Consider the following 25,631-nt stretch of genomic DNA (forward strand, 5'->3'; position numbering starts at 1 on the left):
CGATGTCCCTGAACGACGATGCAACCTTCTGGCGCAACGCCAGGCAGCACCTGGTCCGCTACGGCGGCACGTTCGAACCGGTGATCATCGAGCGCGCGAAAGGCAGCTTCGTCTACGACGCCGATGGCCGCGCGATCCTCGATTTCACGTCGGGCCAGATGAGCGCGGTGCTCGGCCACAGCCATCCGGAGATCGTCTCCGTCATCGGCGAATACGCGGGCAAGCTCGACCATCTGTTCAGCGGGATGCTGTCGCGGCCGGTCGTCGATCTCGCGACGCGCCTCGCCGACCTCACGCCCGCCGGCCTCGACCGCGCGCTGCTGCTCAGCACCGGCGCGGAATCGAACGAGGCGGCGATCCGGATGGCGAAGCTCGTCACCGGCAAGTACGAGATCGTCGGCTTCGCGCAGTCGTGGCACGGGATGACGGGCGCCGCCGCGTCGGCCACGTACAGCGCCGGCCGCAAGGGCGTCGGCCCCGCGTCGGTCGGCTCGTTCGCGATTCCGGCGCCGTTCGCGTACCGGCCGCGCTTCGAGCGCAACGGTGCGTACGATCCGCTCGCCGAACTCGACTACGCGTTCGACCTCATCGACCGCCAGTCGAGCGGCAACCTCGCCGCGTTCATCGCGGAGCCGATCCTCAGTTCGGGCGGAATCATCGAATTGCCGGAAGGCTATATGGCCGCGCTCAAGCGCAAGTGCGAGGAACGCGGGATGCTGCTGATCCTCGACGAGGCGCAGACGGGCGTCGGCCGCACCGGCACGATGTTCGCGTGCCAGCGCGACGGCGTGACGCCCGACATCCTGACGCTGTCGAAGACGCTCGGCGCGGGGCTGCCGCTCGCGGCGATGGTCACGTCCGCGGCCATCGAGGAGCGCGCGCACGCGCTCGGCTACCTGTTCTACACGACGCACGTGTCCGACCCGCTGCCGGCGGCGGTCGGCCTGCGCGTGCTCGACGTCGTGCAGCGCGACGGTCTCGTCGCGCGCGCCAACACGATGGGCGAGCGGCTGCGGCGCGGCCTGCTCGACCTGATGGAGCGCTTCGACTGCATCGGCGACGTACGCGGGCGCGGGCTGCTGCTCGGCGTCGAGATCGTCAAGGATCGCCGCACCAGGGAGCCGGCGGACGGGCTCGGCGCGAAGATCACGCGCGAGTGCATGAACCTCGGGCTCAGCATGAACATCGTGCAGTTGCCCGGCATGGGCGGCGTGTTCCGGATCGCGCCGCCGCTGACCGTCAGCGACGAAGAGATCGACCTCGGGCTGTCGCTGCTGGAGCAGGCGATCACACGAGCGCTGTAACGCCCCCCGCCTCACGCGCGCCGTCGCGCCGGCTCAACCGGCCGGTGCGACGGACTCCCGATCGATCACGCCGCTTGCGCCGCCCATGCTTCGGCGTCGGCGCCGGCCGGCAGCCGCAGCGGGCTCGACGGATCGGTCGCCGCGCGCCACACGGCTTCGGCAACATCCTGCGCATGGGTGATCGGCCCCGATGCATCGAGCATCCGCGCAACGGCCTGGCCGACGAATTCCGCATACGCTTCATGGTCGAAGCCGTGCATGTTGGCCCGCGCGTTGTCCGCGAAACGCGTGTCGGGCGCGCGGCCCGGCAGCACCAGATGCGCGCGCACGCCGAACGGCTCGAGTTCGACCGCCATCGATTCGGTGAACGCATTCACCGCCGCCTTGCTCGCGCGGTACGCGCTGACGAGCGGCAATGCCTTCAGCGTGACGCTCGACGTGACGTTCACGACCACGCCGGCGCCGCGCGCGCGAAACTGCGGCAGCACCGCCTGCGTCATCGCGATCGTGCCGATCGTGTTGGTGTCGAACAGCGCGCGCACCGTGTCGAGCGGCGTGAGCTCGGCCGGGGCGGCCGCACCGAAGCCCGCGTTGTTGACGAGCACGTCGATCGGGCCGGCGGCCTCGATCGCGGCGCGAATGCTGTCCGCGTTCGTCACGTCGAGCGGCAGCACGCGCAAGCGCTCCGACAGCGGCAGCACGTCGTCGCCCGGCTTGCGCATCGTCGCGACGACCCGCCAGTCGCGGGCGAGGAAATGGCGCGCGATTTCGAGGCCGAAGCCGGAAGAACAGCCGGTAATCAGTACGGTCTTCATGCGAACTCCTGGGGTGTGTTGAGCATGTGTCCGTACGATAGATGGCCGGAACCGTATTCGCTACAATCGAAAATCCGCTTTTCTTTTGCGAGAGTCCGGCAATGAGCGACCCGCTGACCGAAGTCGTGACGCTGCTGCAACCCGGCGCGCGGCACGCCAAGTACGTGCGCGGCGCGAGCCCGTGGGCGATCAATCGCGTGGTCGCCGGCGAGCCGTTCTACTGTGCGGTCCTCGACGGCGGGTGCCGGATCGCGATCGACGGGCACGCGCCGATCGAGCTGCTGCCCGGCGATTTCGTGCTGATTCCGGCGGCCTACGGCGTGGCGCTGTCGAGCCTCGACGCGCCGGCGCCGGGCGTCGAAACCGCGCCGCCCGTCCCGCTCGCCCCTGGCGAGTACCGGATCGGCGACCCGACCAACCCGATCGATACGCGGATGATGGTCGGCAACTGCAGTTTCGGTTCGCCCGATGCATCGCTGCTGGTGTCGTTGCTGCCCCGCTTCGTGCACGTACGCGGCGAGCCGCGGCTGACCACGCTCGTGCAACTGGTGCGCGACGAGTCGCACGCACAGCGGCCGGCCCGCGAGATCGTGCTCGCGCGCCTGCTGGAAGTGCTGCTGATCGAGGCGCTGCGGTTCACGACCGGCACCCACGCATCTCCCGGCCTCGTGCGCGGGCTCGCCGACAGCCGCCTCGCGGCCGCGCTCCGCCGGATGCACGAACGCCCCGCGCACCCGTGGACGATCGTCGAGCTCGCGAAGGAGGCCGCGTTGTCGCGCTCGACGTTCTTCGAGCGCTTCAGCCGCGCGGTCGGCGTCGCGCCGATGGAGTACCTGCTGACGTGGCGCATGGCGCTCGCGAAGGATCTGCTCCGCCGCAACGAAGGCCGCATCGCGGAAATCGCGGCGCGCGTCGGCTACCGCTCCGCGAGCACCTTCAGCGTCGCGTTCACGCGGCATGTCGGCCGCCCGCCCGCGCAATACGCGCGCGACGAACAGATAGCGATCGAACCATGAACCGCACCGCCCGCCCCCGTCGCCTCGCCGGCTGCGGATCCATCCCGTCACGCGATGACGACGTGCGAGGAACCCGATGACGACCGCGACGAACCGAACCGGCACGACCGACCACTGGCTCGTCGCGCGCCGCGATGCGGACACCGGCATCGAAAGCCTGCACGCGCATTTCACCGGCCATGCGTACGATGCGCACGACCACGACGACATGCTGGTGGGCTTCACCGAACAGGGCGTGCAGCGCTTCCAGTGCCACCGCTCGCTGCATACCAGCGTGCCGGGCCGCGCGATCCTGATCGAGCCGGGCGCGATGCACGATGGCCACGCGCCCCAAGCCGGCGGCTTCACGTACGGGATGCTGTACCTGCCGCAGGCATGGGTCGAGCGCGCCGCGCGCCGGCTCGACCTGCCGGGCCTCGGCAGCGTCGAAGCGACGTTCGGCCATACGCTCGTCGACGATCGCGGCCTCGTCGACGCGATCCGGAACGCGTTCTTCGCGATCCACGACAACGAAGGCCGGCTCGCACGCGACCAGACGCTCGACCGCTTGCTGATGCGGCTCGGCAGCCAGCTGGGCGGCCCGCTCGCGCTGGAAAGCGCCGTCGTGCCGCCCGCGATCGCGCGCGTGCGCGACCTGCTGCACGCACACATGGACGGCAACCTCGGCCTCGACGAACTCGCGAGCGTCGCCGGCATCGACCGGTTCCGGCTGACGCGGATGTTCCAGCGTGCGTTCGGCACGTCGCCGCACGCGTATCTCGTGCGCCTGCGGCTGCGTGCCGCGCGCAAGCTGCTCGCCGCCGGCCGCACGCCCGCGCAGGCGGCCGCCGACGTCGGCTTCGCCGACCAGAGCCACCTCGGCCGCTGGTTCCGCCGCGCGTACCGGATCACGCCGGCCGCGTACCGGCAACTTTGCACAAACGTTCCAGACTGATCGCGCGCGCCGTCCGATCATGGGCGCTCCAACCAGGAGCAAGCATGTTCGATACCAAAGTAGCGCTGATCGTGCGCGACGATCTCGCGGCGTGGCAGAAACTCAATGTGGTCGCGTTTCTCGCGACGGGTGTCGCGGCCGGTGCGCCGGACGCCCTCGGCGAGCCTTACGAGGATGCGGCCGGGCGCCGTTACAGCCGGATGCTGGGCCAGCCGATGCTGGTGTTCGCGGCCGACCTGAACGGCTTGCAGGCCGCGCACCGGCAGGCGCTGTCGCGCGAACTGACGATCGTGCCCTACGTGCGCGCGATGTTTTCGACCGGGCACGACGCGGCCAACCGCGCGGCGTTTCGCGCCGAGGATGCGGACAATCCCGATCTGGTCGGCCTGGCGCTGCACGGGCCGAAGAAGGCCGTCGACAAGGCGGTGAAGGGGCTGGCGCTGCATGCGTGAACGCCGGCGTACCCGACTCCCGTCGCCGGCTCAGCGATGCGCGAGCACGTTGACGAGCTTGCCGAACGGGTCGCGCACGTAAAACCGCCGTACGCCCCACGGTTCGTCGGCCGGCCCGTATTCGACGGACATGCCGGCCGCCCGAACCCGCGCGAGCGCTTCATCGACATCGTCGACCTCGATCGACAGATCGGGCGTCGGCGTGCCCGATCCGCCGTGCGACGCGAAGCTGATCTGCACGTCCATCTGCTCGGCGTTGCCGTAGGTCGCGATCCAGCCGTGGTCCATCAGCAGGTCGAGACCGAAGATCCGTTGGTAGAAGCGCCTGGCGTCGTCGATCGAGCGTGTATCGACGTTGGCGACGATCCGTTTGACTTTCATCGGGTTCCTTCACGAGTCGGGCAGTCTCGCGAAGCTACACCGGAACCGCGCGCGCAACCAGTGCGTCAGCGGCCGGCCGTCTCCATGTCCGAGCAGCGCGGCCGCGCGGGCCGCGCGCCGTGCTTGCCGGCCAGCCAGACGCCGATCGCGACGACGACGATGCCGACGTAGGTCGTCACCTCGATCCGGTCGCCGAACATCCATGCGGCCCACAGCAGCGTCACCGGCGGTTCGAGATAGACGAGCGTCGCCACGCGCGTCGCGGGCATGCGCTTGAGGAGCGCCCACAGCGACAGGTAAGCGATGAAAGTCGAGAACACCGTCAGCCACACGACCGACACCCACACGTTCGGCTGCGTCGGCACATGCAGGTCGCCGGTGACGAGCCCGCACGCCGCGAACAGCACGAGGCTCACGCAACCCTGCACGAACAGCGGCAGGAACAGCCCGTCCTCGTTGCTGCGCGCGGCCGTCAGCGCGCGGCGGCGCTGATAGATCGTCGCGATCGACAGTCCGAACGCGGACACCAGCGGCAGCAGGTACATCACGATCCCGACCGACCCGGCCGGCAACGCATATTGCCCGCCGATCACGATGCCCACGCCGACGAACCCGACGACGAGCCCGGCCCACTGGCGCGCCCCGCTGCGCTCGCTGCCGCCGAACGACGTCATCGCCGCCGTGATGAGAGGTTGCAACGCCGCGACGATCGCGGCGATGCCCGGCGGCAGGCCATGCTGGATCGCGACGTACACACAGGCCAGATAGAGGAACTGCGACAGGAAGCCGATCACCGCGTGATAGCGGATTTTTTCGAGCGTCAGACGCGCGAGCTGGCGATTGAGGACGATCGCAAGGCACAGCGTGACGAGCAGGAACCGCCAGAACAGCAGATTGAACGCGCCGGCCGTCTCCGCGCCGAGCTTGGCGCCGATGAACCCGGAACTCCACGACAGGACGAAAACGAGTTGGAGCAGGAAAAGCTGCATGGCGCGACGGTTCTCAGAAAGTGGCCGGAGCCAGACGCTGGTCGCCCAGGTCTTCCGGCCGGATCGGTTCGAGCCCCAGGCGCAGGTACTGCAATTCGGCGTCGTCCCGAAGGGCACGCTGCAGCGCCAGCCAGTTGACGACGGTGCGCGGAATACCGTCGTCCGACGCGAGATGCCAGAACCCGTTGTCGTCCTCGCGCGTGGTCGGGCAATGAAACGACAGCACCAGCGACATGCGACGCCCGCCCTGAACCGGTTCGACGCCATGAAACAACTTGCTGCCGTAGATCAGCAGCGCATCGCCCGCGTTGTCCAGATTCGCGGTCTTGACGTGTCGGCGCGCCCGATCGTGGCGATCGAACGTCTCCGCCATCGATTCGTAGAACAGAAAGTTGCCGCCTTCGTACTCGGCGCGATCCGACAACACGATGTTCAGCACGAAACTGGTGCCGTCGGTATGCCACATGCCCAGTTGTTCCTTGCCGTCGCGCTGGTCCGTCGGATAGTAGTAATTGAACTGCGAGCGCGCATTGGCCATCGGGTACGGAATCAACGGCACGCCGGCGAGGCGCGACACCCGCAGCAGGAACGCGCGATCGTGCATCATGTCGTCGATGAACCGCGAGCGGTTCGTCACCGCACGCACGCGCTTCGAGATGATCCAGTTGCTGCTCGACGCACTGCGCTCCAGCGCGCGGCCGATCTCGCGCAACGCGTCGACCGCTTCGTCGGAAAACAAGCCGCGCAGGTGACACACCGCGTTCAGCGCATCCGAGCGCGTACCGCGCATCGGCACGTCGCGATAGCCGAGATCGTCGAGGTTGCGGCGGTAGCGCACCTCGTAGCCGTCGCGCAGGCACGCGCTGGACCAGCGCATCGGTTCCGTCGATGCGTCGAGCCTGCCGCCGACGTTCGCGCCGACGGACAGCGACGTCCGCAGCGCCAGCCTCACCCGGCCGAACCCGCGCGCAAACACCGGCAATGCATTTCCCTTGTTCATCGCGTGCCTCGCTGTCGACGTTTCGCCATTCAGCCCTTGAACTGCGCAATCTGGTACACGACGCTGCCATCCCCGCTGCGCAGCTCGTCGATTACGCGGCAATTGCCGTGGCTCAGGCGAACGTGGCGGAATTGCTCCGGCGTGTATTTCAGGCAGACGTTGGTGATCAGATGCCCGTCGGCCCCCGCTTTCGACACCGGCTGCAGCGTGACCGCCACATGGAACTGGTCGCCCAGCAGATTGAGCCGCACGATCGACACGTGATGCTTGCCGAGCGGCTCGAAACCCTGCTGCCGGCTGACGATTTCGGAGAACCGCACCATGTTCTCGTTCTGGTAGAAGTTGTAGATGGGCTCTTCGCGCCCTTCCACGAGCAACTGCATCTCCGACACGACGTAAGTCGACTTGCCGCCGAGATTGCGAATCAGCCGGCCGATCGTCACCGGCAGCTCGTTGCCTTCCTGGAATCCGAGCATCGTGATGAACGTCACGTCCTGGCCCAGGTCGATATGGTTCCACTGCACGTTCCGGTAATCGTCGGCGATGTAGTTGAAACAGCCCGGCGTTTTCAGGAACGGCATGATCGCGTGCCGCATCGCGTCTTCCGACGACTCGTTGATGTCGACGGCCGTGTAACGCAGATGGTTCGGGCCGCCGCCGCTGACCGCCTTCATCAGCTCGGTCGTCTTGACCGGCTCGGGCCCGAGCTCGATGTAATGCAGATGGCGGCCGCGCGACAACGTCGCGAGCCGCTCGCTCAATGCGCCGATCGCTTCGCGTAACGACCCGTTACCGTCGCGATCCGCGCACAACGCCGGGCTTCGCACGCCCAGCTCGTTCAGGTTGCGCATCAGCGCAAAGACTTCGCGCCCCGCTTCCCGCCGCCGCGCGTCATCGTCCGTGCGATGCAACGTCGAATATTTTTCGTGATTCTCGACCGTCCATACCGACTCCGCCTTCAGCTTCCTGTCCCGCACCAATGCATCTACGACAAAATCATTGATCGACATGAATCGTTCCCCGGATGCGTGCAACGCCCGACCGGCTGCCTGCCGTTGTCTGCCTGTTGACCCGAGAATATGGGATGCCCAATAATTCCGTCAATCGACATTACCTGAATCACTGATTCGGAAAAACCAAATCATGCCGCGTACCCTGGACGTCGACCTGCTGCGTACCTTCCACGCCGTCGCGAAGCTCGGCCGCTTCAAGGATGCGGCCGTTCATGTAAACCGCAGCCCGTCGTCGGTCACCGCGCAGATTCAGAAGCTGGAAGAGATGGTCGCGCAGCGGCTGTTCACGCGAAACAACCAGGCGGTCGAACTCACGCAGTTCGGCCACAAGCTGCTGAGCGACACCACCGAGTTCCTGCTGAGCCACGACCGGCTCGTCGAATCGCTGTCGCCGCAGATGCTGACCGGCAAGCTGCGGCTCGGCATCCCCGATTCCTACGCCGCGCACTTCATGGCCGAATTCCTGCCGCGCTTCGCCGCCGACCGGCCGCTGCTGGAACTGACGGTCGAAGCGCGCTCCAGCGAAGAGTTGCAACTGCTGTTCTCGCGTGGCCAGCTCGACATCACGATCGCCGTGGTGCCGAAAGCGCTGCCGCACGCCGAACTGCTCAGCAAGACGCATCCGGTGTGGGTCGCCGCGCGCACCTTCAAGTTCAATCCCGATGCGCCGCTACCGATCGCGGTGCAACTGCAGGGCTGCCCGTACCGCGACACCGCGCTGAATGCGCTGAAGAAGGCGAAGATCGCGCACCGGATGCTGCTCGAAAGCGCCAGTTCTCCGGCGGTCGAAGCGTGTATCGCGAACGGGCTGGCGGTCGGCCTGATCGAGCACGATCGCGTGTCGGGCAACCTGACGAGCCACGTCGCCGGGATCGTGCTGCCCGATCTGCCGCCGCACCTGATCACGGTGCTGACGGACGACAGCAATCGCGCCGCGCTGCATCTGCGCGACGTACTGAAAAGCACGTTCAGGATCGGATAACGAAGACAAGGCCGGGAACCCGGCCTTGCAAGCAGAAGTGAACCGCCGGAAAAACTGCCGCCGGCCCGTTGCAGGCCGGCGGGCTTTCTCTCGTCAACCGCCGAGATACGCCTGCTTGATGCGGTCGTTCGCGAGCAGGTTCGCGCCCGTGTCGGCCAGCACCACGCGCCCCGTTTCGAGCACGTAGCCGCGGTCGGCCACACCGAGCGCCTTGTTCGCATTCTGCTCGACGAGGAACACCGTGACGCCTTCGTCGCGGATCGTGCGGATGATGTCGAAGATCTGCGCGATCACGAGCGGCGCGAGGCCGAGCGTCGGCTCGTCGAGCAGCAGCAAACGCGGCTTGCTCATCAGCGCGCGGCCGATCGCCAGCATCTGCTGCTCGCCGCCCGACATCGTGCCGGCCCGCTGCGCCGCGCGTTCCTTCAGGCGCGGAAACAGCTTGAACACGTGCTCGATGCCGTCGTCGATCTCGTGACGGCTCGCGAAGAAGCCGCCCATCTTCAGGTTCTCGAGCACCGTCAGGCTCGGGAACACGCGCCGCCCTTCCGGAGAAATCGCCATTCCCTGCCGCATGATCTGGTGCGTCGACATCGCGGTGATGTCGTTGCCCTCGAACAGCACGCGGCCCGACGACGCGCGCGGCGTGCCGCACACGGTCATCATCAGCGTCGTCTTGCCGGCGCCGTTGCTGCCGATCAGCGTGACGATCTCGCCCTTGTTCACTTCGATCGACACGCCCGCGAGCGCTTCGACCGCGCCGTAGTGCGTATGGACCTGTTCCAGCTTCAGCATCACTCTTCCCCCAGATACGCCTTGATCACGCGCGGGTCGTTGCGGACCGCTTCCGGCGTGCCGATCACGATCGGCCGGCCGTGCTCCATCACGAGGATGCGGTCGGACACGCCCATCACGAGGCTCATGTCGTGTTCGATCAGCAGCACCGACACGCCGAATTCACGGCGCAGCTTGTCGATCAGGTGCTGCAGCTCGATCTTTTCCTGCGGGTTGAGGCCCGCCGCCGGCTCGTCGAGCATCAGCAGGCGCGGCTCGGTGATCATGCAGCGCGCGATCTCCAGACGCCGCTGGTGCCCGTACGACAGCGTGCCGGCCGGCCGGTTGGCGACCGACGTCAGCCCCATCCGGTCGAGCCACACGGCCGCGCGTTCGAGCGCTGCCTGCTCGGCATGACGATACGCGGGCGTCGCGAACAGGCCGTGCAGCAGCCCGGCCTTCACCTTGCGATGCTGCGCGACGAGCAGGTTCTCGACGACGGTCAGCGACTTGAACAGCCGGATGTTCTGGAACGTCCGCACCAGGCCCTTCAACGCGATCTTGTGGCTCGGCAGCCCGCCAATCGCGTGGCCGTCGAGCACCACGTCGCCGCCGGTCGGCTTGTAGAAGCCGCCGACGCAGTTGAACACCGTGGTCTTGCCCGCGCCGTTCGGCCCGATGATCGCGAACACCTCGTCGCGGCGCACGTCGAAATCGATGCCGTCCACCGCGAGCAACCCGCCGAAGCGCATCTGCAGCCCGGCCACCTTCAACAATTCTGCATTCGCGCTCATTGCGGCAACTCCACGTGGGGACGGCTCGCGGGCAACAGGCCCTGCGGACGCCACATCATCATCAACACCATCACGAGACCGAAGATCAGCATCCGGTATTCGGCGAAGCCGCGCGCGACTTCCGGCAGCACGGTCAGCAGGATCGCCGCGAGAATCACGCCGAGCTGCGAGCCCATCCCGCCGAGCACGACGATCGCGAGGATCAGCGCCGATTCGATGAAGGTGAACGATTCGGGATTCACGAGGCCCTGACGCGCCGCGAAGAACGCGCCGCCGATCCCCGCGAACGCCGCGCCGAGCGTGAACGCCGACAGCTTGATGCGCGTCGGGTTGAGACCCAGCGAACGGCACGCGATCTCGTCGTCGCGCAGCGCTTCCCACGCACGGCCCATCGGCATGCGGATCAGGCGGCTCGTCACGAACAGCGTGAAGCCCACCAGCAGCAGCGCGATCAGGTACAGGAAGATCACCATGTGCTCGCCGCTGTATTCCAGCCCGATCAGTTCATGGAAGGTCTTCGCGCCTTCGACGCTCGCCGAGCGCGCCATCTCGAAGCCGAACACCGTGGGCTTCGGAATGCTCGAGATGCCGTCCGGGCCGCCGGTGAGGCTCGTCAGGTTGTTCGCGAGCAGGCGGATGATTTCGCCGAAGCCGAGCGTGACGATCGCCAGATAGTCGCCGCGCAACCGCAGCACCGGGAAGCCGAGCAGGAAGCCGAACGTCGCCGCGGCGATCGCCGCGATCGGCAGGCATTCCCAGAACGACAGCCCGAAATACTGGTTCAGCATCGCGTACGTATAGCCGCCGACCGCGTAGAACCCGACGTAGCCGAGATCCAGCAGCCCCGCGAAACCGACCACGATGTTCAGCCCGAGGCCGAGGATCACGTAGATCAGCGCGAGCGTCGCGACGTCCACCGCGCCGCGCGAGCCGAAGAACGGCCACACGAGGCCGACCGCGAGCAGCACCCAGATGATCACGCGCTGCTGCCGCGCGCCCATCGTCGGCGCCGCCGGCAGCTTCACGACCGCTTTCGCGCGCATCAGCCACGGCTTGAACAACTGGAACAGGAACACGGCCGCGACCGCGATCCACACCGGGCGCCAGTGCGGCGTCAGCACCACCTGATAGCCGTCGAGCTTCAGTTGCAGCCCGAGCACCGGAATCGTGAGGATCGCCGTCAGGATCGCGGCGGCCACGGCGTTCTTCAGCGCCTGGCCGAACGACGCGTCGGCGGCCGGGCGGCGAACGGAAATGACTTGACTCATCTGCGTCTCCCTCAAACCTTTTCGATGTCCGACTTGCCGAGCAGGCCGGTCGGGCGGAAGAGCAGGATCAGCACGAGCAGGCCGAACGCGACCACGTCCTTGTACTCGGCCGGCATGTAGCCCGCGGCGAAGGTTTCGGCGAGGCCCAGCAGCACGCCGCCGAGCATCGCGCCCGGAATGCTGCCGATCCCGCCGAGCACCGCGGCAGTGAACGCCTTGATGCCCGCGACGAAGCCGATATACGGATTCAGCTTGCCGATCGTCAGCCCGATCAGCACGCCGCCGACGGCCGCCAGCATCGCGCCGAGCACGAACGTGAACGAGATCACGCGGTTCGTGTCGATGCCGAGCAGGTTCGCCATCTTCATGTCTTCCGCGCACGCACGGCACGCACGCCCCATCCGCGAATGCGAGATGAACAGCGTGAGCGCGATCATCAGCACGATCGTCACGCAGACGATCAGCAGACGCGCATACGGAATCGTCACGTCGTAGTCGCCGCCGAGATGGATGTCGAATGCGCCGGAGATCAGCACGGGCACCGACACGTCGCGCGCGCCCTGGCCGATCTGCACGTAGTTCTGCAGGAAGATCGACATGCCGATCGCGGAGATCAGCGGCACGAGGCGCGGGCCGCCGCGCAGCGGGCGATACGCGACGCGCTCGACCGCGAAGCCGTACAGGCCGGTGACGATCACCGACACGATCAGCGCGGCGCCGAGCACGAGCGGCAGCGGATAGCCGGCGGAGATGCCGATGGCCGTCAGGGTCACGAGGCCCACGTACGCGCCGATCATGTAGATCTCGCCGTGGGCGAAGTTGATCATGCCGATGATGCCGTAGACCATCGAATAGCCGATGGCGATCAACGCATAGATCGCACCCAGCGTCAGGCCGTTGACCAGCTGCTGGGCGAATTGAGGAAAGAAGTCAGTCATGTGCGGGAAGCTCCCGTTGGCGCTGGGTCACATGCCGTCGCCGGATCACGGCGCTCGGCCGCGCGCAACGCACGGTGTCGTCTCGGGCCGCCCGCTGGCGCGCATGGGGCAGATGCGCGGCCAATACGCACCCGCCCCGTCCGGGTTTCGGACAGGGCGGGTGCGCGGGCGGGTACTCCGTTGTTACTTGGCGGCGGTCTTCGTCGCGTCCTTGTGCCACGTGTACACGACGAACTTGAACGCCTTCAGGTCGCCCTGTGCGTCATACGCGACCTTGCCGATCGGCGTGTCGAACGTCGTCTTGTGCATGTACGCGGCCACCTTCGTCGGGTCGGTCGTCTTCGCGCCCGCGATCGAGTCGGCGATGATCTTCACCGCGGCGTACGACGGCATCTGGAACGGACCGTTCGGGTCGCGCTTCTTGTCCGCGAACGCCTTCACGAGCGCCGCGTTGGCCGGATCGGCCGAGAAGTCGGCCGGCAGCGTCACGAGCATGCCTTCCGAAGCCGGGCCGGCGATCGCCGTCACGTCCTTGTTGCCCACGCCTTCAGGCCCCATGAACGTCGCTTTCACGCCCTGCTCGCGCGCCTGGCGCATCAGCAGGCCCATTTCCGGGTGGTAGCCGCCGAAGTAGACGAAATCGACGCCTTGCGACTTCAGCTTCGTGATGATCGCCGAGTAGTCCGAATCGCCGGCGTTGATGCCTTCGAACAGCACGACCGGGATCTTCGCGGCTTCGAGGTCCTTCTTCACCGACGACGCGATGCCCTGGCCGTACGACTGCTTGTCGTGCAGGACCGCGACCTTCTTCGGCTTCACGTTGTTGATGATGTAGTGCGCGGCGGCCGGGCCTTGCTGGTCGTCACGGCCGATCGTGCGGAAAATGAAGTGGCGCTTCTTGCCTTCCGTCAGTTGCGGCGCGGTGGCCGACGGCGTGACCATCACGATGCCTTCGTTCTCGTAGATGTCCGACGCGGGAATCGTCGAACCCGAGCACACGTGACCGATCACGTACTTGATCTTCTGGCTGACGATCTTGTTGGCGACGGCGACGGCCTGCTTCGGTTCGCACGCGTCGTCCATCATCACCACTTCGAACTTGTTGCCGCCCGCACCGCCTGCCGCGTTGATCTGTTCGATCGCGGTCAGCGCGCCGGCCTTCACCATGTCGCCGTACTGGGCGACCGAGCCGCTCATCGGACCAGCGATGGCGATCTTCACGGTTTCCGCTTGCGCGGCGGCGGCGCCGGCGGCGAACAGCACGGCGGCGACGGAAATGGACGTAAGACGGGACAGCGTCATCTGGGAGCTCCTCGATGTTGTTTAGTCATACGGGCAAAGGCGGCATGACTTGCGCAATCGAACAGCACCCGGGGCGAGGACATGGGACACGCCCGAGACACATAGAAGACGGAACTCCGGCGGAATGTTGCGTAGCGGGGCCCGGCTCTTGCAGTCCCCGAAGGGGACGTCTGGTTCGGAAAGACATCGTGATGCGTCTTGCATTGCGCAAGCGTTTCGCCTGCCCCGCTTGCCAAATCGCTCGTTCGGAGGGATGGTCCGACAGCCATTGGCAAGGCAGTCGAAATTATATGGGCGTTTTTCAATCGTCTGTCAAAAATGCCTGTCGATTGAGGGAAAACACGTACGTTTTTGAGATGGGTGGGTGGCGATGCGGGCGCAACCTCGGCGCGGCGACAACGTTTGCTTCGAGTGCAATCGGGTTGCTATTTTGGCAAGGAGGTGGGGGCGGGTTCCTTGCTGGGCTTGGCGTTCGGCGACGGGGATTTCCCGGTGATGCATTTTTTAGGTTGCCAAGGGCCCTGGTCGCTGGGGATCAATCGACTGATGATTGTGTTGGCACGCACCAGGACGGAGCGCTCAGTGAGGCGGCAAATATTACTGTTTATCTGCGAAACCAAACAATCTGAAAGCTTTTTGATATTTTCATGAAATAATACGAGCTCGCTTCTGCAATCCAGCCAGCCTCCCTGCAAGTCGCGTTCGCCGCGCCTCGCAGTCGCTTCAGGGCCGCTTCGACGCCCCCTCGTCGCTCAGCCGCCAGCCAGTGATCTGCCGTTTTTGTTCAATGCACATCACCTGCTTCGGATCGCCCATGAATTGCCCAGTCCGCCTCTCTTCCGCCGCCGCGATCGCGTGCGCGCTTTCTGTTTCTGCTGCCCATGCTTCGGGACGCGATACGCTGACCGATCGGTCGGCCGGTGCCAATGTGTTTCGCTCGGAGCGGCGTGCGGCTGCTCGGGATGACGGGCGCGCGGTGAGGATGAGCCGCCCACGCGTACAGTTCGCCGCGCCTGCCGAACGTAGCCCGTTCGATACGCCGGATACGCGGCCATTGCGGGTAACGAGTGATGCGCTGGTGGCGCCGCTGCCCGCTTCTTCCGGGCGTGAACCCGATTTCGTCTTGCCGCCGAACCGCGTCGCGCTCGGCGCGGGCGGGAACGATAGTCTGGGTCGCGCAGTGCCCGGGTATGAGCAGCGCGAGCAAAACTGGAATGAATACCTGCGCGCGAATGGTTCTCGGCCTGCTGGTCGTGGCGGCTCGTATGCGCCGCAGCGGCCGTACGATGCGCCGCGTGGTCCTCACGGGGCGCCGAATCCGTTCGATCCGTCGGTGCCGCAGCCAGAGACGCGGACGTTTTATGACAATGGATCGGGGACGAAGTGCACGGCTACCGGTGGTGCGAGGACGTCGCGGTCGTCTTGCGATATTGCTTGGTGAAGTGGGGTTTCGGGGTAGCGGCCGCTTACGGCTGGTCTACCCTGCCCGGCACGCTGCGCGACGTTGCGCTGCGCGGTCGCATTTCGCGGCGTTGCCTTTTCATGTGCGTGATGATTACGCCTGCCCGGCTCAATATCAATCCGCGCCTTGCGCGCCCGGGACAAAACACGCATCGTTGATCAGCCACATTCCACGTCCCCGTCATCCTCATTCAGCGGGAAAGTCCCCATTTTTATAGCTGCTCCACAAAACCCTAACGGGCCAGCTATCCGGTTTCCCTGCCAACATGCTCTTTGCGATCAGTTCGACGTCGTCTGAAACTCTTCCGGCGATGTCGGAATTTCCCGAGACTCGAAACGAGAGTTTGAACGCCTTCTCTCTAATAGAATCCAAGAATTTCTTGTCGTCAGCCACGAGGGTGAGTCTATCGACCTCGTTAAATGCCTGCATCCAGTGATCGTCGAATGATGCGGCATCCCTTTTGCCAAGTAGGCCATCGAAATCCAGTCTAGCAAAAAAATCGAAAAAGCCCGGCTTGGATATCTCCGAATCGATACTATTCAAAATCTCATTTGGCATTCAACAATCCCTGTTCCTTGTGCCGTTGGCGCCAGAGCAGCGCTACCGTCAGTATAGATTCTCACACCCTCCGGGCTGAGGGATAACTACCATTGAGCTTCCAGATCCGCCGCCCATACACGTCATACTCGAAGCGCTTGTCCTCGAATACCTTGAGCCGGTTGTGCTCGACGTAGCCACCCGGGTGATCGCTCGACACCAGGTTAGCCGCCGCATCCCAGCGAAACACTTCCGACGGCAATCCCGGCCCGCCGCCTGTTCGATGCGCCCCGTCGGGTCATACCGATAGCTCGTCGCGCCGTAGCGTTGATCGCGCTTCTGATCACGTCGCCTGCAGCAGGCGTAGTGCCACTGCTTCGCAAGCAACTCGCCGCCCGCCGTACCGTGCTGTGCGGTTTGTCGAGCACGGCGCCCCACTGCGTCATACCCGAAATGGCTCATCAGCTTGCCCTGCGTCCGCAGCACCTCGCGATGCAGATCATCCCGTTCGATGTCCGCAACCGCGGCACCGTCGAAACGAATCTGGTGCGCGTGCCCCGACCCGGAATGCAGCCAATCGATCGTGCGCCCGCCAGAAATCGTCGTGCTGACGCGGTTGCCAAGTTCGTCGTAGGTGTGTGCGAGCCAGCCGGTCGGCGTGTATTCCTCGACGACTTCTCCACGCTTGTCGTACTTCAGGCTGACGCGATTCTTCAGCGATGGTCCGCGCGCGGCGAGCGTGTACAACTCGGCCGATGTGATCCGGCCCGCCTCGTCATACCGGTATTCGCAACGTTCGTGCGCGACGTGCTTCGCCGTCAACCGCCCGATCACATCGCGTTCGTATCGCGTCTCGATCTGCCCGTCGCGCACGATCGTGCCTTGCCCGCAAACGTCGTACTCGTACGCACGCTTGTGTCCATCGAGACCAATCTGCGCGGAAACGAGATCGCGACGGTCATACTGAAAGCGATAAGTCTCACGGTCCTCGTCGGTCAGGCTCGCCAACCGGTACGCCTCGTCATAGCCGAACTGCACGACCCGCCCAGCCGCATCCGTTCGAGACGAGAGCAATCCCCGCGGATTGACTTCGTAGCGCGTGCTGCCCTGATTCGCATCAATGACCTCGACGAGACGCCCCGCCGCATCGTACCGAAACGTTAGACGCGCACCATCGACCGTCCCGATCCCCGTGCCCCCCCATCGCATCCGTTTCGCACACGGTAGCCTGCCCGGCCGCATCGGTCACCCGCGTGAGCGCACCGCGTGCGTCATACGCAAACCGCGACGCAAACCGCGTGACCTTGCCCGAGCAATCGGTATACGCGATCAAGCCAGCGCCGTTAAGACGGCATGCGCATTAGACATTCGCGCAAGCGCTTAATCAATTCTGGGTTTCCAGTGCAATCTATGGGGCGAATATTGTCGAGCGCCGGGACACTCGAATTTATCCACTTCTGTGCAGACTTCGGCCCAGCAACCCAGTAGATCGTATAAGCAAGATCAAGTTGACCATTTAGATCCTTGGCGAGATTCTGGACCTCTGGCAAATCCTTATATTTCGCGAAAAGATCGGAGAACTCCTTCCAGCTATCGTCGCCTGCATAATACTGTTCTAGCTGATTCAAATCAGAACCCTCCAAAGGAAATTAAATTGGCACCATCGGGATTCCGTGCCGACGGCGCAAGAATTCCATCATAGCCGTTCTGGCTGGCCCAGTCCCCCAGTTTGTGAGTGTATTCGTAGTTGTTCCCGGTGATGTCTTCAAGTGTGAACGGCATATCCATTGCCGCCGCAGTTTGCTTTCGCACGCTAGGGTCCGTCAAATCCAAGACATTATTAAGCGTCACGTCCTTGCTGATCAATTCCCGTGTCGACAGATCGACATCCCAATGCGTCACCTCAGCAAGAGCGGTCGCGGGCGAATCCGCACCATAGACGCCACCCAGACCTTTCTTGGTGTATCGATGCCGTGCCGCAACGTTCCATTCGTGCGCGTCCCACGTTGTGTCGAATCGCTCCGGCATCTCATAGCGATAGGCTCGCATACTGATCTTCTTTCCTGCTGGCTTGCATCCCTGCAAACCCAACGGATCAATCCATTGGGAGGGATCATGCACGTACGCTTGCGTCCGAGCTCCACCAAGCAGTCCGATCGGGTCCGCGCTTAGGTACTGTCCAGAATCTGGATCGTAATACCGGTTCAGGTTGTAGTTCAGTCCCGTCTCGTCATCCGCCCATTGACCGGAGAAGCGCAGTGTCGTATCGATTGAAGTCGCGCCGCAGTCCGCGTCATTGGCTGGTCGCTTGACCGGCAACAACTTTCCCCATAACGAATAGGCGGCTTTCCAGACGGGTCGCCCCTGTTCATCGAACACCGTCTTCGGCCGGCCTATTTGATCCGTCAAGATAGGGAAGAGACCATCGTCTGTCTCCTGCGCGAGCGGCGAAAAACTGCCCGGCTCGATATGCCAGGTCACGACTTGGCCCGTCGTGCCGTCGCGCTGCTCGATCCAGCGTTCGGCAAGCATCGGACCGTCCCACAGGAACTTCACCGTTTCGCGGCCGCCGACTTGCTGCTTCTCGATCCGGCGATTGAAAGCGTCGTAGCGATACGCCCAAACACCGCGCTCGGGCGTAACGACCCTCACGAGCCGATTGAGCCCGTCCCACGTGTATTGCCACGTTTTCGGCCTGAACCCCGGCTGTTCGACCGTCTTCTCGATCGTGCGGCCACGTGCATCGTATTGATAGCGTGCGTAGCCAACCTGTTCCGGCAGACCTCCGCGGCGATAGTGGTGGGCATCCACGGGTGCCCGTTGCCCGTGCGCGGCAATGTTCATCACAGCGTCGTAGCGGAAGTGCTCGCTCGGCTGCAGCAGACTTTCTGCGCAGATGATCTGGCCGCGCTCATCGCGCTGGTAGGTGAGCGTATCCGCGCCGGTGTCGACTCGCTCCAGTTGCCCGGCTGCGTCGTAGTGATAGACCTGCCGCGTCAATTGCTCGAGCGCCCGGGCCGGATCGGCTTGCAAGGCATCGAAGGCTACGGCAGGCCCAGCAATCTGCCGGCGTATCCGGCCGAGCGCATCGTACTGTTGCTGCGCGACAAAATCTCCCGCCTCGCGGCCAATCTCGCGCCCTAACCGATCACGCCGGATCGTCAGTTCCCCGACTTGCGTCAAAGCCCCGGATACATCGTACGCATAGGCGGTCTCGCGCCTAGGTGTCATCCGCAGACGGCGTTGTCCATCGGCGTCGTAGACGTGCCGCAACAGTTCGCCATGCTGATCTTCGCCGATCAAGCGGCCATTCCTGTCGTAGGCAAAGCGCGTCACATGAGCGTGCTCACCCTGGACCTCCGCCGACGCCAATCGGCCGCTCGCATCGTAGCGGTAGGCAAGCTTCACGTCGCCGGCATCGATCTCGATGAGTCGGTCGGATGCATCGTACGTATAGCGCCACTGGCCACCGTCGGGCAGTGTCTTCGTCAGCAGGCGACCGACGGCATCGCGCTCGTATTCGGTCGCGCGGCCTCCCCAGTCAATTTCGGCCGCGAGACGTCCGGCCGCGTCGTAGCGGTATGTGTAAGTCTCTCCCAGCGCATTGATAACCTTCGTCAGCCGGGTCGCATGGTCGTACTCAAAACGCGTTGCATGTCCGGCCGCGTCGATCGACGCAGTAAGCAGGTCGAATGGACCGTAGGTTCGCTGGATCGTACGTCCTAGCGGATCGATCCACTCGACGGGCAGGCTCTCGCTGTTATAGCGTGCCCTCGATACCGAGCCATCAGGGCGCGTAACCGCACTCAGCAGACCGCGCGGATTTGCCGGGCCGTCAGCATAGTCGTAACGCGTCACATGCCCGTCGGGCGACGTTTCCTCCAGCAGCCGGCCCAGCGCGTCTATCTTGCGCCTAAAGCGCGCACCCGTTGGCAATTCGATGTCGGTCAGCCGCAGCCGGTCATCGTAGTCCAGGCGCGTCTCGCGATCACCTTGAACCACTCGCAGCAGTTCGCCACGGGGCCCATAGCGATAGGTCGTTTTGTTGCCGTCCGGCTCGGTCCGTGCGATCAACCGAGACAGATGGTCGTACTCGAGCTTGATCGTGCCGCCGTTCGGCAAGCGTGCCCCGGTTAGGCGCTGCTCGTCGTCATAGTCGAAGTCAACCGTCCTCCCCGAGCTTTCGACGACCGAAGTCAGTTGGCCTCGCTCGTCGTATCGATAGTCCGTCCGTCGGCCAAGCGGATCAATCCGGGCCATCAAACGACCAAGCTCCCATTCGGAGTAAGTGCAATGACCGAGCGGATCAGTTTCGGCCGTTACAAGGCCTTCGTCGTTATAGGCGTAGGTCCATTCGCCATCGACGTCAATCACGCGTGTGCAGCCGGCTTCGTAGATGAATCGGCCCGTGTGATAGCCCTGCCGTGTACCTGTTTCGACTACACGACCAGCGGTGTCGTACCGATATCGAACATCGGTCTGGTCTGTATCCCGCCATTGGGTCATCCAGCCGTGTTCGTCGTACGCGTAATAGAACTGCCCAAACTGGAAGCTCGCCACATGGGTAAGCATGCCGTTCTGGTAGTCGTAGCCCACAAGCGTTCTGGAACCACCGTCCGCATCATGGAGAACGATCCGTTGCAGCTGACGGTCGCGGTCAGGATAGGCAATCTCGAGCCGATAGCCATCGCTATGGACCATGCCGCTCAAACGGCCAGCAGTATCGTAGGAAAGAACGATCGCGTTGCCGTCGAGGTCCTCGACCCGTTCAAGGCGAGACGAGCGCCCGTCGACGAGCGGCGCGAAAATACGCAGTTGCCGCGCGTCACGATCGAAGATGCGCGGTTCGAGTCGGCTTCCGACCAGCCGATAACGCGGCTCACGAAGGTTGATGCCGTTGAGCGCCATATCCGGCGCGTCAAAGCCGATCACCAGGCCAGCGCCGTCGTGGAATCTCACGAAGCGGCCACCATCGAACGTCAATCGCTGCGACCAGTTGTCCGACCAGCGGTGACCGAGCAATCCATGATCGTCCGATCGAGTCCGATAGCGTCGTTTGAACTCAAGAGGCAGGATTCCGGGGATGACGAGATCGGTACGGATCTCCAGCATTTCTCCGGATACCGGATCAACCGGGTCCTTGCACTTCGGTCGATTCTCGTCCTTGATACCCCTCTGCTCCGCCGATCGGGTGGGTTCGGGCCGGAATTTTTCGCGCACCGCCCGCAGCCCCTTGCCGCCAACTTTTCCAACTCCGCCGCCTACAATCCCGCCGATCAAGCCCGCCAGGAATTCCTGCGTCGCGGACAGCTCCGGGTTCTTCGGGCCATAATTTCCGGTCGTCTTGTCGATCCAGATACTGTTGCGCCCCGAATTGACTTTGCCGCTGCAGTGGGTCTCGTGGCCGATCCGCACCAGCGGCAGCCCGTTGACGAACACGGTTTTGCTGCCGTCGACGAGCGCCTGCGGCGCGCCGGAATGGTGATCGCATTTCACCAGGTCCGTGACACGCGCCACCTTTTTGCCTTCAAAATATACGTTGCTCGAACCGGTGACGATCTCGCCACAGTTGCTGCCCATACTTTGGCTGGCCGACGCGAGCGCACCACCAAGCGTCAGGCCGCCGGCCATGCAAGCGCCAACGATCAGCGCCCCGGCGAGTCCACCTGTTGCCACAGTCGCCGCCACTGCCACGCCAATCGCAACCCCCACGGCAATGCCGGCGAGAATCCCCATAAAACCTGACGAGTGCGCGATCCGATCGCCAATGCATGCGGGGTGTGGATCGCCTCGGCCGATGGTGAGGCCCAGTGCGTCGCCAACCTGTGTGAACTCCTTCGACAGCCAGCCGGTCACGCCAACCTTGTCGAGCGCCCAAGCTCCCCCGACTGCAATCGCGAGCGGAAGCATGACGGTGCCCGCCGCAACCGCGCCCGCACCCAGTGCCGCCCCGCCGGTCGCGCCACCCGCCAGCGCTGTACCGGCCGCACTCAGCCCGGCGGCCGTCCCCTCAACGGCGGTCAGGCCCGCATCGGCGCCAAGCATCCCATAGTTGAGGTGCTCGTAAAACGGCTGCTCGGCCGCTTTCGCGGCTTCACCGTCCTCCAGCTTGGCGATCTGATCGAGACGTTCCTGTGCGCTGCCGCTCGGTTCGTCGTAACTCGGCGTGTCCGACATTGCAGCCTCAGATCGGATCGCGCAACTGAAGGCTCTGAATCACCGCCCGGATTTGTTCGCGCTGTGTGTCACTCAGCGTACCGGGCGCAGTGAAGGTGAGCATCAGGACAACCTGCCCGTATTCCACCATCGTCAGCCGCTGGTGAATGGGCGCCTGGTTGTTCGTCCAGGTAAACTCGTGCACATGCGCGGCGCGCCCGGAAACCGTGGCGTCTTCATTTGCCACCTCGGCATAATCCGGAACCTGCTTCGCCACCTTCCTGATTTCGCTTGACACATATTCGGCGAACTTCATGCCCCACGGCAACCGCTCGCGCGTGATCACGAAACTCACACCCTCCGTGCCAGTCGCTGCCGACACAAATACGTTCATCGTTTTGTCCTGCCACTCCACGGGCAGCGCCAACGTGCCTTCCTGCATCTGGTACATGCTTTGTTATCCTTATTGGTGTTAGCCGTTCTTCGGGTTGATGTCGGTCCGAGCCGCCTGAATATTGATGTTGCTGTCATCCAGGTGGATCACCGAATCGCCCTTATAGATGTCGATCGAGTCGGCTGTCATATGGATCCGCGTGCCGCCATCGCCGCCGATCTTGATCCAGAGTTCCTTGGCTTCCAGTGTGTGCACACCCTGCGGAGTCTGGTGCAGCGTATTGCCCTGCACGACAACGTCCGACAGGTTGCCAACTGCGACGGCCGTCGTATGGTTGCCCTTGCCAACCTCGACGGTCCGGTCGCCTTTGAGAACTTGAGTCCACTGCGCGTCCTCGACAACGGTATGCATGTCCTTCTGCGCATGCATGTAGAGCATCTGTGCGCCATTGACGTCGCTCATCAGCAACTCGTTCGACCCCTGCCCCTTGTGCGTCTGGCTCTTGATCCCCATCGTCTGGCCGGCCGCGCCGTGATACGGGTTGCCCTGCTCGCCGTTGAACACGCGGCCGACGATCACGGGGTTATCCGGATCGCCCTGATTGAACGCCACCAGCACTTCCTGCTTGATCCGCGGAATCGCGGCCGCGCCCCAGCCGTCGCCCGCCCACGGCTGCGACACGCGCACCCACATCGAATCGGAGCCGTCCTTCTTGCCGCGCCGGTCCCACGGGAAATGCACTTTCACCGCGCTGCCGTTCGTATAGATTTCCTCGCCCTTCGGCCCGACGACGATCGCCGATTGCGTGCCGTGAATCACCGGCTTCGGCGTCGCGCGCGGCGCACGGTACGGAATCTTCTTCGGCAGCAGTGCGAAGCTGTTGCGGTACGGCAGCTTCGCACTGTGCTGCGTATAGTCGTTCACGGCCTCGTGACGCACGTGCAGGATCACGTACTCCTGGTTGTTCTCGAGGACGGGGTGATTCGCGACGGTCACGGCGCCGGCCGTCGTCATACGCCACGCGTAGCCGCCGCCGGTATAGCGATGGGCTTGCGCCTCCTCGGCCTCCATCGCGAAGCGGGCGTAGCGGTTGCCGTCGTCGCCGTGGTCGTACAGCGACTGGTGCTCGAAGCGCTCGGTCGCATCGAGCCGCGCATGCTTGAGGTTTTGCGGCCCGGCCTCGACCAGCATCAGCGGCGACGACGGATTCTGGTGATTGAAGTCGCGGAACGTGACCTTGCCGACGCCGAAGCGCCGACCTTCGTGCAACTGATCGATGCCGCTGTCCTCGCTGGCCTCGGTCGCGGCGAACGGCACGGTGGCGAGCCCGTCGATCGGGCGGAACAGCAGGTTCGTGTCGCCGATCACGAGAAAGTGCTTGTCCTTCTCGTAGCGGTGCGTCCACACGAGCCCTTCCTGCTCCATCAGCCGCGCGCAGAAGTTGTAGTAGCTCTCCTGGTACATCACGACGTACTCGAGCGGCTTCTGGCTGGTCCGGATGTCGAACGTGAAATCGGAAAAACCGTGTTCCTGAAAGATCTCGGTGAGGATGTCCTGCGCGGTCTTGTTCTGGAAGATCCGGCAGTCGGTCGAGCGCGTGAGGAACCAGAACCACGGCACGGCCGTCAGGTGGTATTGCGTGACGTTCCCGGGATTGCCGGCCCGGTCGAACGACGCGACGTAGCCGTCGAAGTAGCGGTCGCCCTCGACTGCCCCCGACGCGACGACGCGTTCGAGCGTCGACAGGCGCGCCTGCTGATCGAAGCGGATCTTGACCTGCTGGCCGATCAGGTCCTCCGGGCGCAGGTCGTGGCGATGCGACAGCAGGTCGAGGTGGATTTCCGGCAACCGGTTCACGTGCTCGTCGACGACGGCCGCGCTGACCAGCAGCACATCCGGGCCGAGCGGCGTATCGAGCGTCACGTAACGGTTGAGCTGGGTCAGGCGTGCCGGGTTGGCGGCGCCGTTGATCGCTTCGGCGATCGCGCCGGGCGTCTTGTCCATCAGCGAGAAGCCGGTCTGCGCGAGCTGCATCGCGCGCTGGACGGTGTCGACGTGCCCGGCTAGCCCGGCGAGCGGCCCGAGGCTGCCGGCCACGCTCGACGCCACCGGGCCGGCGAGGCCCCCGAGTGCGCTCAACGAGCCGAGCGCACCACCACCCAATCCACTGGGAATACCCCCGTTCGGAGCGAAACTCATTCTTGTTCCTTGCGTGTGATCTCAGGTTCCATGAGCCGGCTCGCCGGCCCGAAGCCCCGATAATGTAGGGTAAAACCCGACTGCGCGAAAGTCTCGCGCAAACGTTTGCTTTCCGACCCTAAAACCGAAAGAACTGAGCCAGCAGTGAAGCTGACTGAAGGCTATCGCCCACGGCTGCGCAGTACGACGGTCTGCAATGAAAACCGTGTCAGCGCGCGTGTCGATAACCTGGACCGTCCGGAACTCCGTGACGATCAAGGATGCTCGGGTGTCTGCGTGACAATGGTAAGAAACCGTCCAGACCGACCGCACCAAGGCATTCCCGGGTCGGTGTTTGAACAAACATACTAGGCAACCTGCTGGTCGGCAGGCGTGCAATCGCCATCACGGCGCACTTTCCTCACCGCGGCGAAACCACGATCGCGGCCCGCCGATTCTGCGCCCTCCCCACCGGCGTCTTGTTGTCCCCCACCGGATCGCTCTTCCCTCGCCCCACGACCGCGATCCGCTTCGCATCCAGCCCGACGTCGGCCAGTTCGACGGCAACGACTTCAGCCCGCCGTCTCGACAACTCGAGATCGTAAGCCGCCGTCCCCTCGTCATCCGAGTACCCATACACCCGCACCCCGTTGATCCCCGCCGACCGCAACGTCCGCCCGATCCTTTCGACGATCCGCCGCACGTCCGGCTTGAGGTTGTACCGGTCGAAATCGAACAGAATCGGTCCGGTCGATCCGAACTCGAATCCCTGTCCGGTCTCCTGGAATCCGGCCGACTTCAGCGCCGTGACCTGCGTCTGCGTCAGCCCGCGATGAAGCGGCGGCGTCTTGCAGCCCCCCAGCAGCATGCACAGCAGCAGTGCGCTCCCGACGCACATCCGCCCCATGCTCACAGGAAACGAGTGGTTCATTTCGCATCCCC

General features: G+C 64.4%; 22 protein-coding genes and 2 pseudogenes. 6 read left to right on the forward strand and 18 right to left on the reverse strand.

The features are described from left to right. Positions 1–2: 2 nt before the first annotated feature. Entirely contained in the window at positions 3–1,304 is a 1,302-nt protein-coding gene (locus tag MMB92_RS03565) for an aspartate aminotransferase family protein (RefSeq protein ID WP_048985056.1), read from the forward strand. Between the two features lie 65 nt (positions 1,305–1,369). Here the strand turns inward: MMB92_RS03565 and MMB92_RS03570 are convergent, their stop codons facing one another. After that, positions 1,370–2,119 carry an SDR family oxidoreductase gene (locus MMB92_RS03570; protein WP_277562527.1) on the reverse strand — a complete coding sequence of 250 codons (750 nt, stop codon included), beginning with the start codon at positions 2,117–2,119 and terminating at the stop codon, positions 1,370–1,372. 41 nt (positions 2,120–2,160) lie between these two features. Here MMB92_RS03570 and MMB92_RS03575 point away from each other — a divergent pair, with 41 nt between their 5' ends. From MMB92_RS03575 to MMB92_RS03585, 3 genes are all read left to right on the forward strand, one after another. After that, the gene (locus tag MMB92_RS03575; RefSeq protein ID WP_006493043.1) at positions 2,161–3,135 is read left to right on the forward strand and encodes an AraC family transcriptional regulator; all 975 of its coding nucleotides are present in this window, start codon (positions 2,161–2,163) and stop codon (positions 3,133–3,135) included. A 76-nt stretch (positions 3,136–3,211) separates the two neighbouring features. After that, positions 3,212–4,069, forward strand: coding sequence for an AraC family transcriptional regulator (locus MMB92_RS03580; protein WP_277562528.1), 858 nt, complete (start codon positions 3,212–3,214; stop codon positions 4,067–4,069). A gap of 44 nt (positions 4,070–4,113) precedes the next feature. Further along, positions 4,114–4,521 carry a DUF2000 domain-containing protein gene (locus MMB92_RS03585; RefSeq protein ID WP_006484757.1) on the forward strand — a complete coding sequence of 136 codons (408 nt, stop codon included), beginning with the start codon at positions 4,114–4,116 and terminating at the stop codon, positions 4,519–4,521. A gap of 30 nt (positions 4,522–4,551) precedes the next feature. Here MMB92_RS03585 and MMB92_RS03590 read toward each other — a convergent pair whose 3' ends face one another. From MMB92_RS03590 to MMB92_RS03605, 4 genes are all read right to left on the reverse strand, one after another. Continuing rightward, complete coding sequence (locus MMB92_RS03590; protein WP_006484732.1) at positions 4,552–4,902, reverse strand: VOC family protein; 351 nt, start codon at positions 4,900–4,902, stop codon at positions 4,552–4,554. Between the two features lie 65 nt (positions 4,903–4,967). Then, positions 4,968–5,891, reverse strand: a complete 924-nt coding sequence (locus MMB92_RS03595; protein WP_058903423.1) for a DMT family transporter — start codon at positions 5,889–5,891, stop codon at positions 4,968–4,970. Between the two features lie 13 nt (positions 5,892–5,904). After that, a complete protein-coding gene (locus MMB92_RS03600; protein ID WP_059721893.1) occupies positions 5,905–6,891 on the reverse strand; it encodes a 2OG-Fe(II) oxygenase in 987 nt (328 codons plus the stop codon). A gap of 29 nt (positions 6,892–6,920) precedes the next feature. Beyond that, positions 6,921–7,901: a hypothetical protein gene (locus tag MMB92_RS03605; RefSeq protein WP_034202012.1), complete on the reverse strand. Its 981-nt coding sequence runs from the start codon at positions 7,899–7,901 to the stop codon at positions 6,921–6,923. Between the two features lie 133 nt (positions 7,902–8,034). Here MMB92_RS03605 and MMB92_RS03610 point away from each other — a divergent pair, with 133 nt between their 5' ends. Beyond that, positions 8,035–8,886 carry a LysR substrate-binding domain-containing protein gene (locus MMB92_RS03610; RefSeq protein ID WP_006498800.1) on the forward strand — a complete coding sequence of 284 codons (852 nt, stop codon included), beginning with the start codon at positions 8,035–8,037 and terminating at the stop codon, positions 8,884–8,886. Positions 8,887–8,979: 93 nt separating this feature from the next. Here MMB92_RS03610 and MMB92_RS03615 read toward each other — a convergent pair whose 3' ends face one another. The 5 genes from MMB92_RS03615 to MMB92_RS03635 form a co-directional block, all read right to left on the reverse strand. After that, entirely contained in the window at positions 8,980–9,681 is a 702-nt protein-coding gene (locus MMB92_RS03615; protein WP_006484776.1) for an ABC transporter ATP-binding protein, read from the reverse strand. Next, positions 9,681–10,454, reverse strand: coding sequence for a high-affinity branched-chain amino acid ABC transporter ATP-binding protein LivG (livG, locus tag MMB92_RS03620; RefSeq protein WP_006484760.1), 774 nt, complete (start codon positions 10,452–10,454; stop codon positions 9,681–9,683). The genes MMB92_RS03615 and livG overlap by 1 nt, the downstream gene beginning before the upstream one ends. After that, a complete protein-coding gene (locus MMB92_RS03625) occupies positions 10,451–11,722 on the reverse strand; it encodes a high-affinity branched-chain amino acid ABC transporter permease LivM (protein WP_006484731.1) in 1,272 nt (423 codons plus the stop codon). Before MMB92_RS03625 ends, livG begins: the two co-directional genes overlap by 4 nt. 11 nt (positions 11,723–11,733) lie before the next feature. Continuing rightward, entirely contained in the window at positions 11,734–12,660 is a 927-nt protein-coding gene (livH, locus tag MMB92_RS03630) for a high-affinity branched-chain amino acid ABC transporter permease LivH (protein ID WP_006484734.1), read from the reverse strand. 183 nt (positions 12,661–12,843) lie between these two features. Beyond that, the gene (locus MMB92_RS03635; RefSeq protein WP_006484706.1) at positions 12,844–13,962 is read right to left on the reverse strand and encodes a branched-chain amino acid ABC transporter substrate-binding protein; all 1,119 of its coding nucleotides are present in this window, start codon (positions 13,960–13,962) and stop codon (positions 12,844–12,846) included. A gap of 787 nt (positions 13,963–14,749) precedes the next feature. Between MMB92_RS03635 and MMB92_RS03640 the strand changes: the two genes are divergently transcribed. Then, positions 14,750–15,403 carry a hypothetical protein gene (locus MMB92_RS03640; RefSeq protein ID WP_077189085.1) on the forward strand — a complete coding sequence of 218 codons (654 nt, stop codon included), beginning with the start codon at positions 14,750–14,752 and terminating at the stop codon, positions 15,401–15,403. A 207-nt stretch (positions 15,404–15,610) separates the two neighbouring features. Here MMB92_RS03640 and MMB92_RS03645 read toward each other — a convergent pair whose 3' ends face one another. From MMB92_RS03645 to MMB92_RS03675, 8 genes and pseudogenes are all read right to left on the reverse strand, one after another. Continuing rightward, a complete protein-coding gene (locus tag MMB92_RS03645) occupies positions 15,611–15,982 on the reverse strand; it encodes a hypothetical protein (RefSeq protein ID WP_043206087.1) in 372 nt (123 codons plus the stop codon). A gap of 48 nt (positions 15,983–16,030) precedes the next feature. Beyond that, on the reverse strand, positions 16,031–16,999 hold the full coding sequence (locus tag MMB92_RS03650; protein ID WP_230391273.1) for an RHS repeat domain-containing protein: 969 nt from the start codon (positions 16,997–16,999) through the stop codon (positions 16,031–16,033). A 102-nt stretch (positions 17,000–17,101) separates the two neighbouring features. Further along, a pseudogene (locus MMB92_RS35240) lies at positions 17,102–17,203 on the reverse strand (hypothetical protein); the annotation flags it as partial. A gap of 31 nt (positions 17,204–17,234) precedes the next feature. Next, positions 17,235–17,294 (reverse strand): annotated as a pseudogene (locus tag MMB92_RS35245) (hypothetical protein); the annotation flags it as partial. Positions 17,295–17,590: 296 nt separating this feature from the next. Next, a complete protein-coding gene (locus MMB92_RS03660) occupies positions 17,591–22,138 on the reverse strand; it encodes a DUF6531 domain-containing protein (RefSeq protein ID WP_277562529.1) in 4,548 nt (1,515 codons plus the stop codon). Positions 22,139–22,145: 7 nt separating this feature from the next. Continuing rightward, the gene (locus MMB92_RS03665; protein WP_006484761.1) at positions 22,146–22,568 is read right to left on the reverse strand and encodes a DcrB-related protein; all 423 of its coding nucleotides are present in this window, start codon (positions 22,566–22,568) and stop codon (positions 22,146–22,148) included. 21 nt (positions 22,569–22,589) lie between these two features. After that, positions 22,590–24,710, reverse strand: a complete 2,121-nt coding sequence (gene tssI / locus MMB92_RS03670) for a type VI secretion system tip protein TssI/VgrG (protein ID WP_048985068.1) — start codon at positions 24,708–24,710, stop codon at positions 22,590–22,592. Between the two features lie 400 nt (positions 24,711–25,110). Then, a complete protein-coding gene (locus tag MMB92_RS03675; RefSeq protein WP_012493515.1) occupies positions 25,111–25,620 on the reverse strand; it encodes an OmpA family protein in 510 nt (169 codons plus the stop codon). Positions 25,621–25,631 lie beyond the last annotated feature (11 nt).

The organism is Burkholderia sp. IO2 (assembly GCF_029522185.1).
Lineage (GTDB): Bacteria > Pseudomonadota > Gammaproteobacteria > Burkholderiales > Burkholderiaceae > Burkholderia > Burkholderia cenocepacia.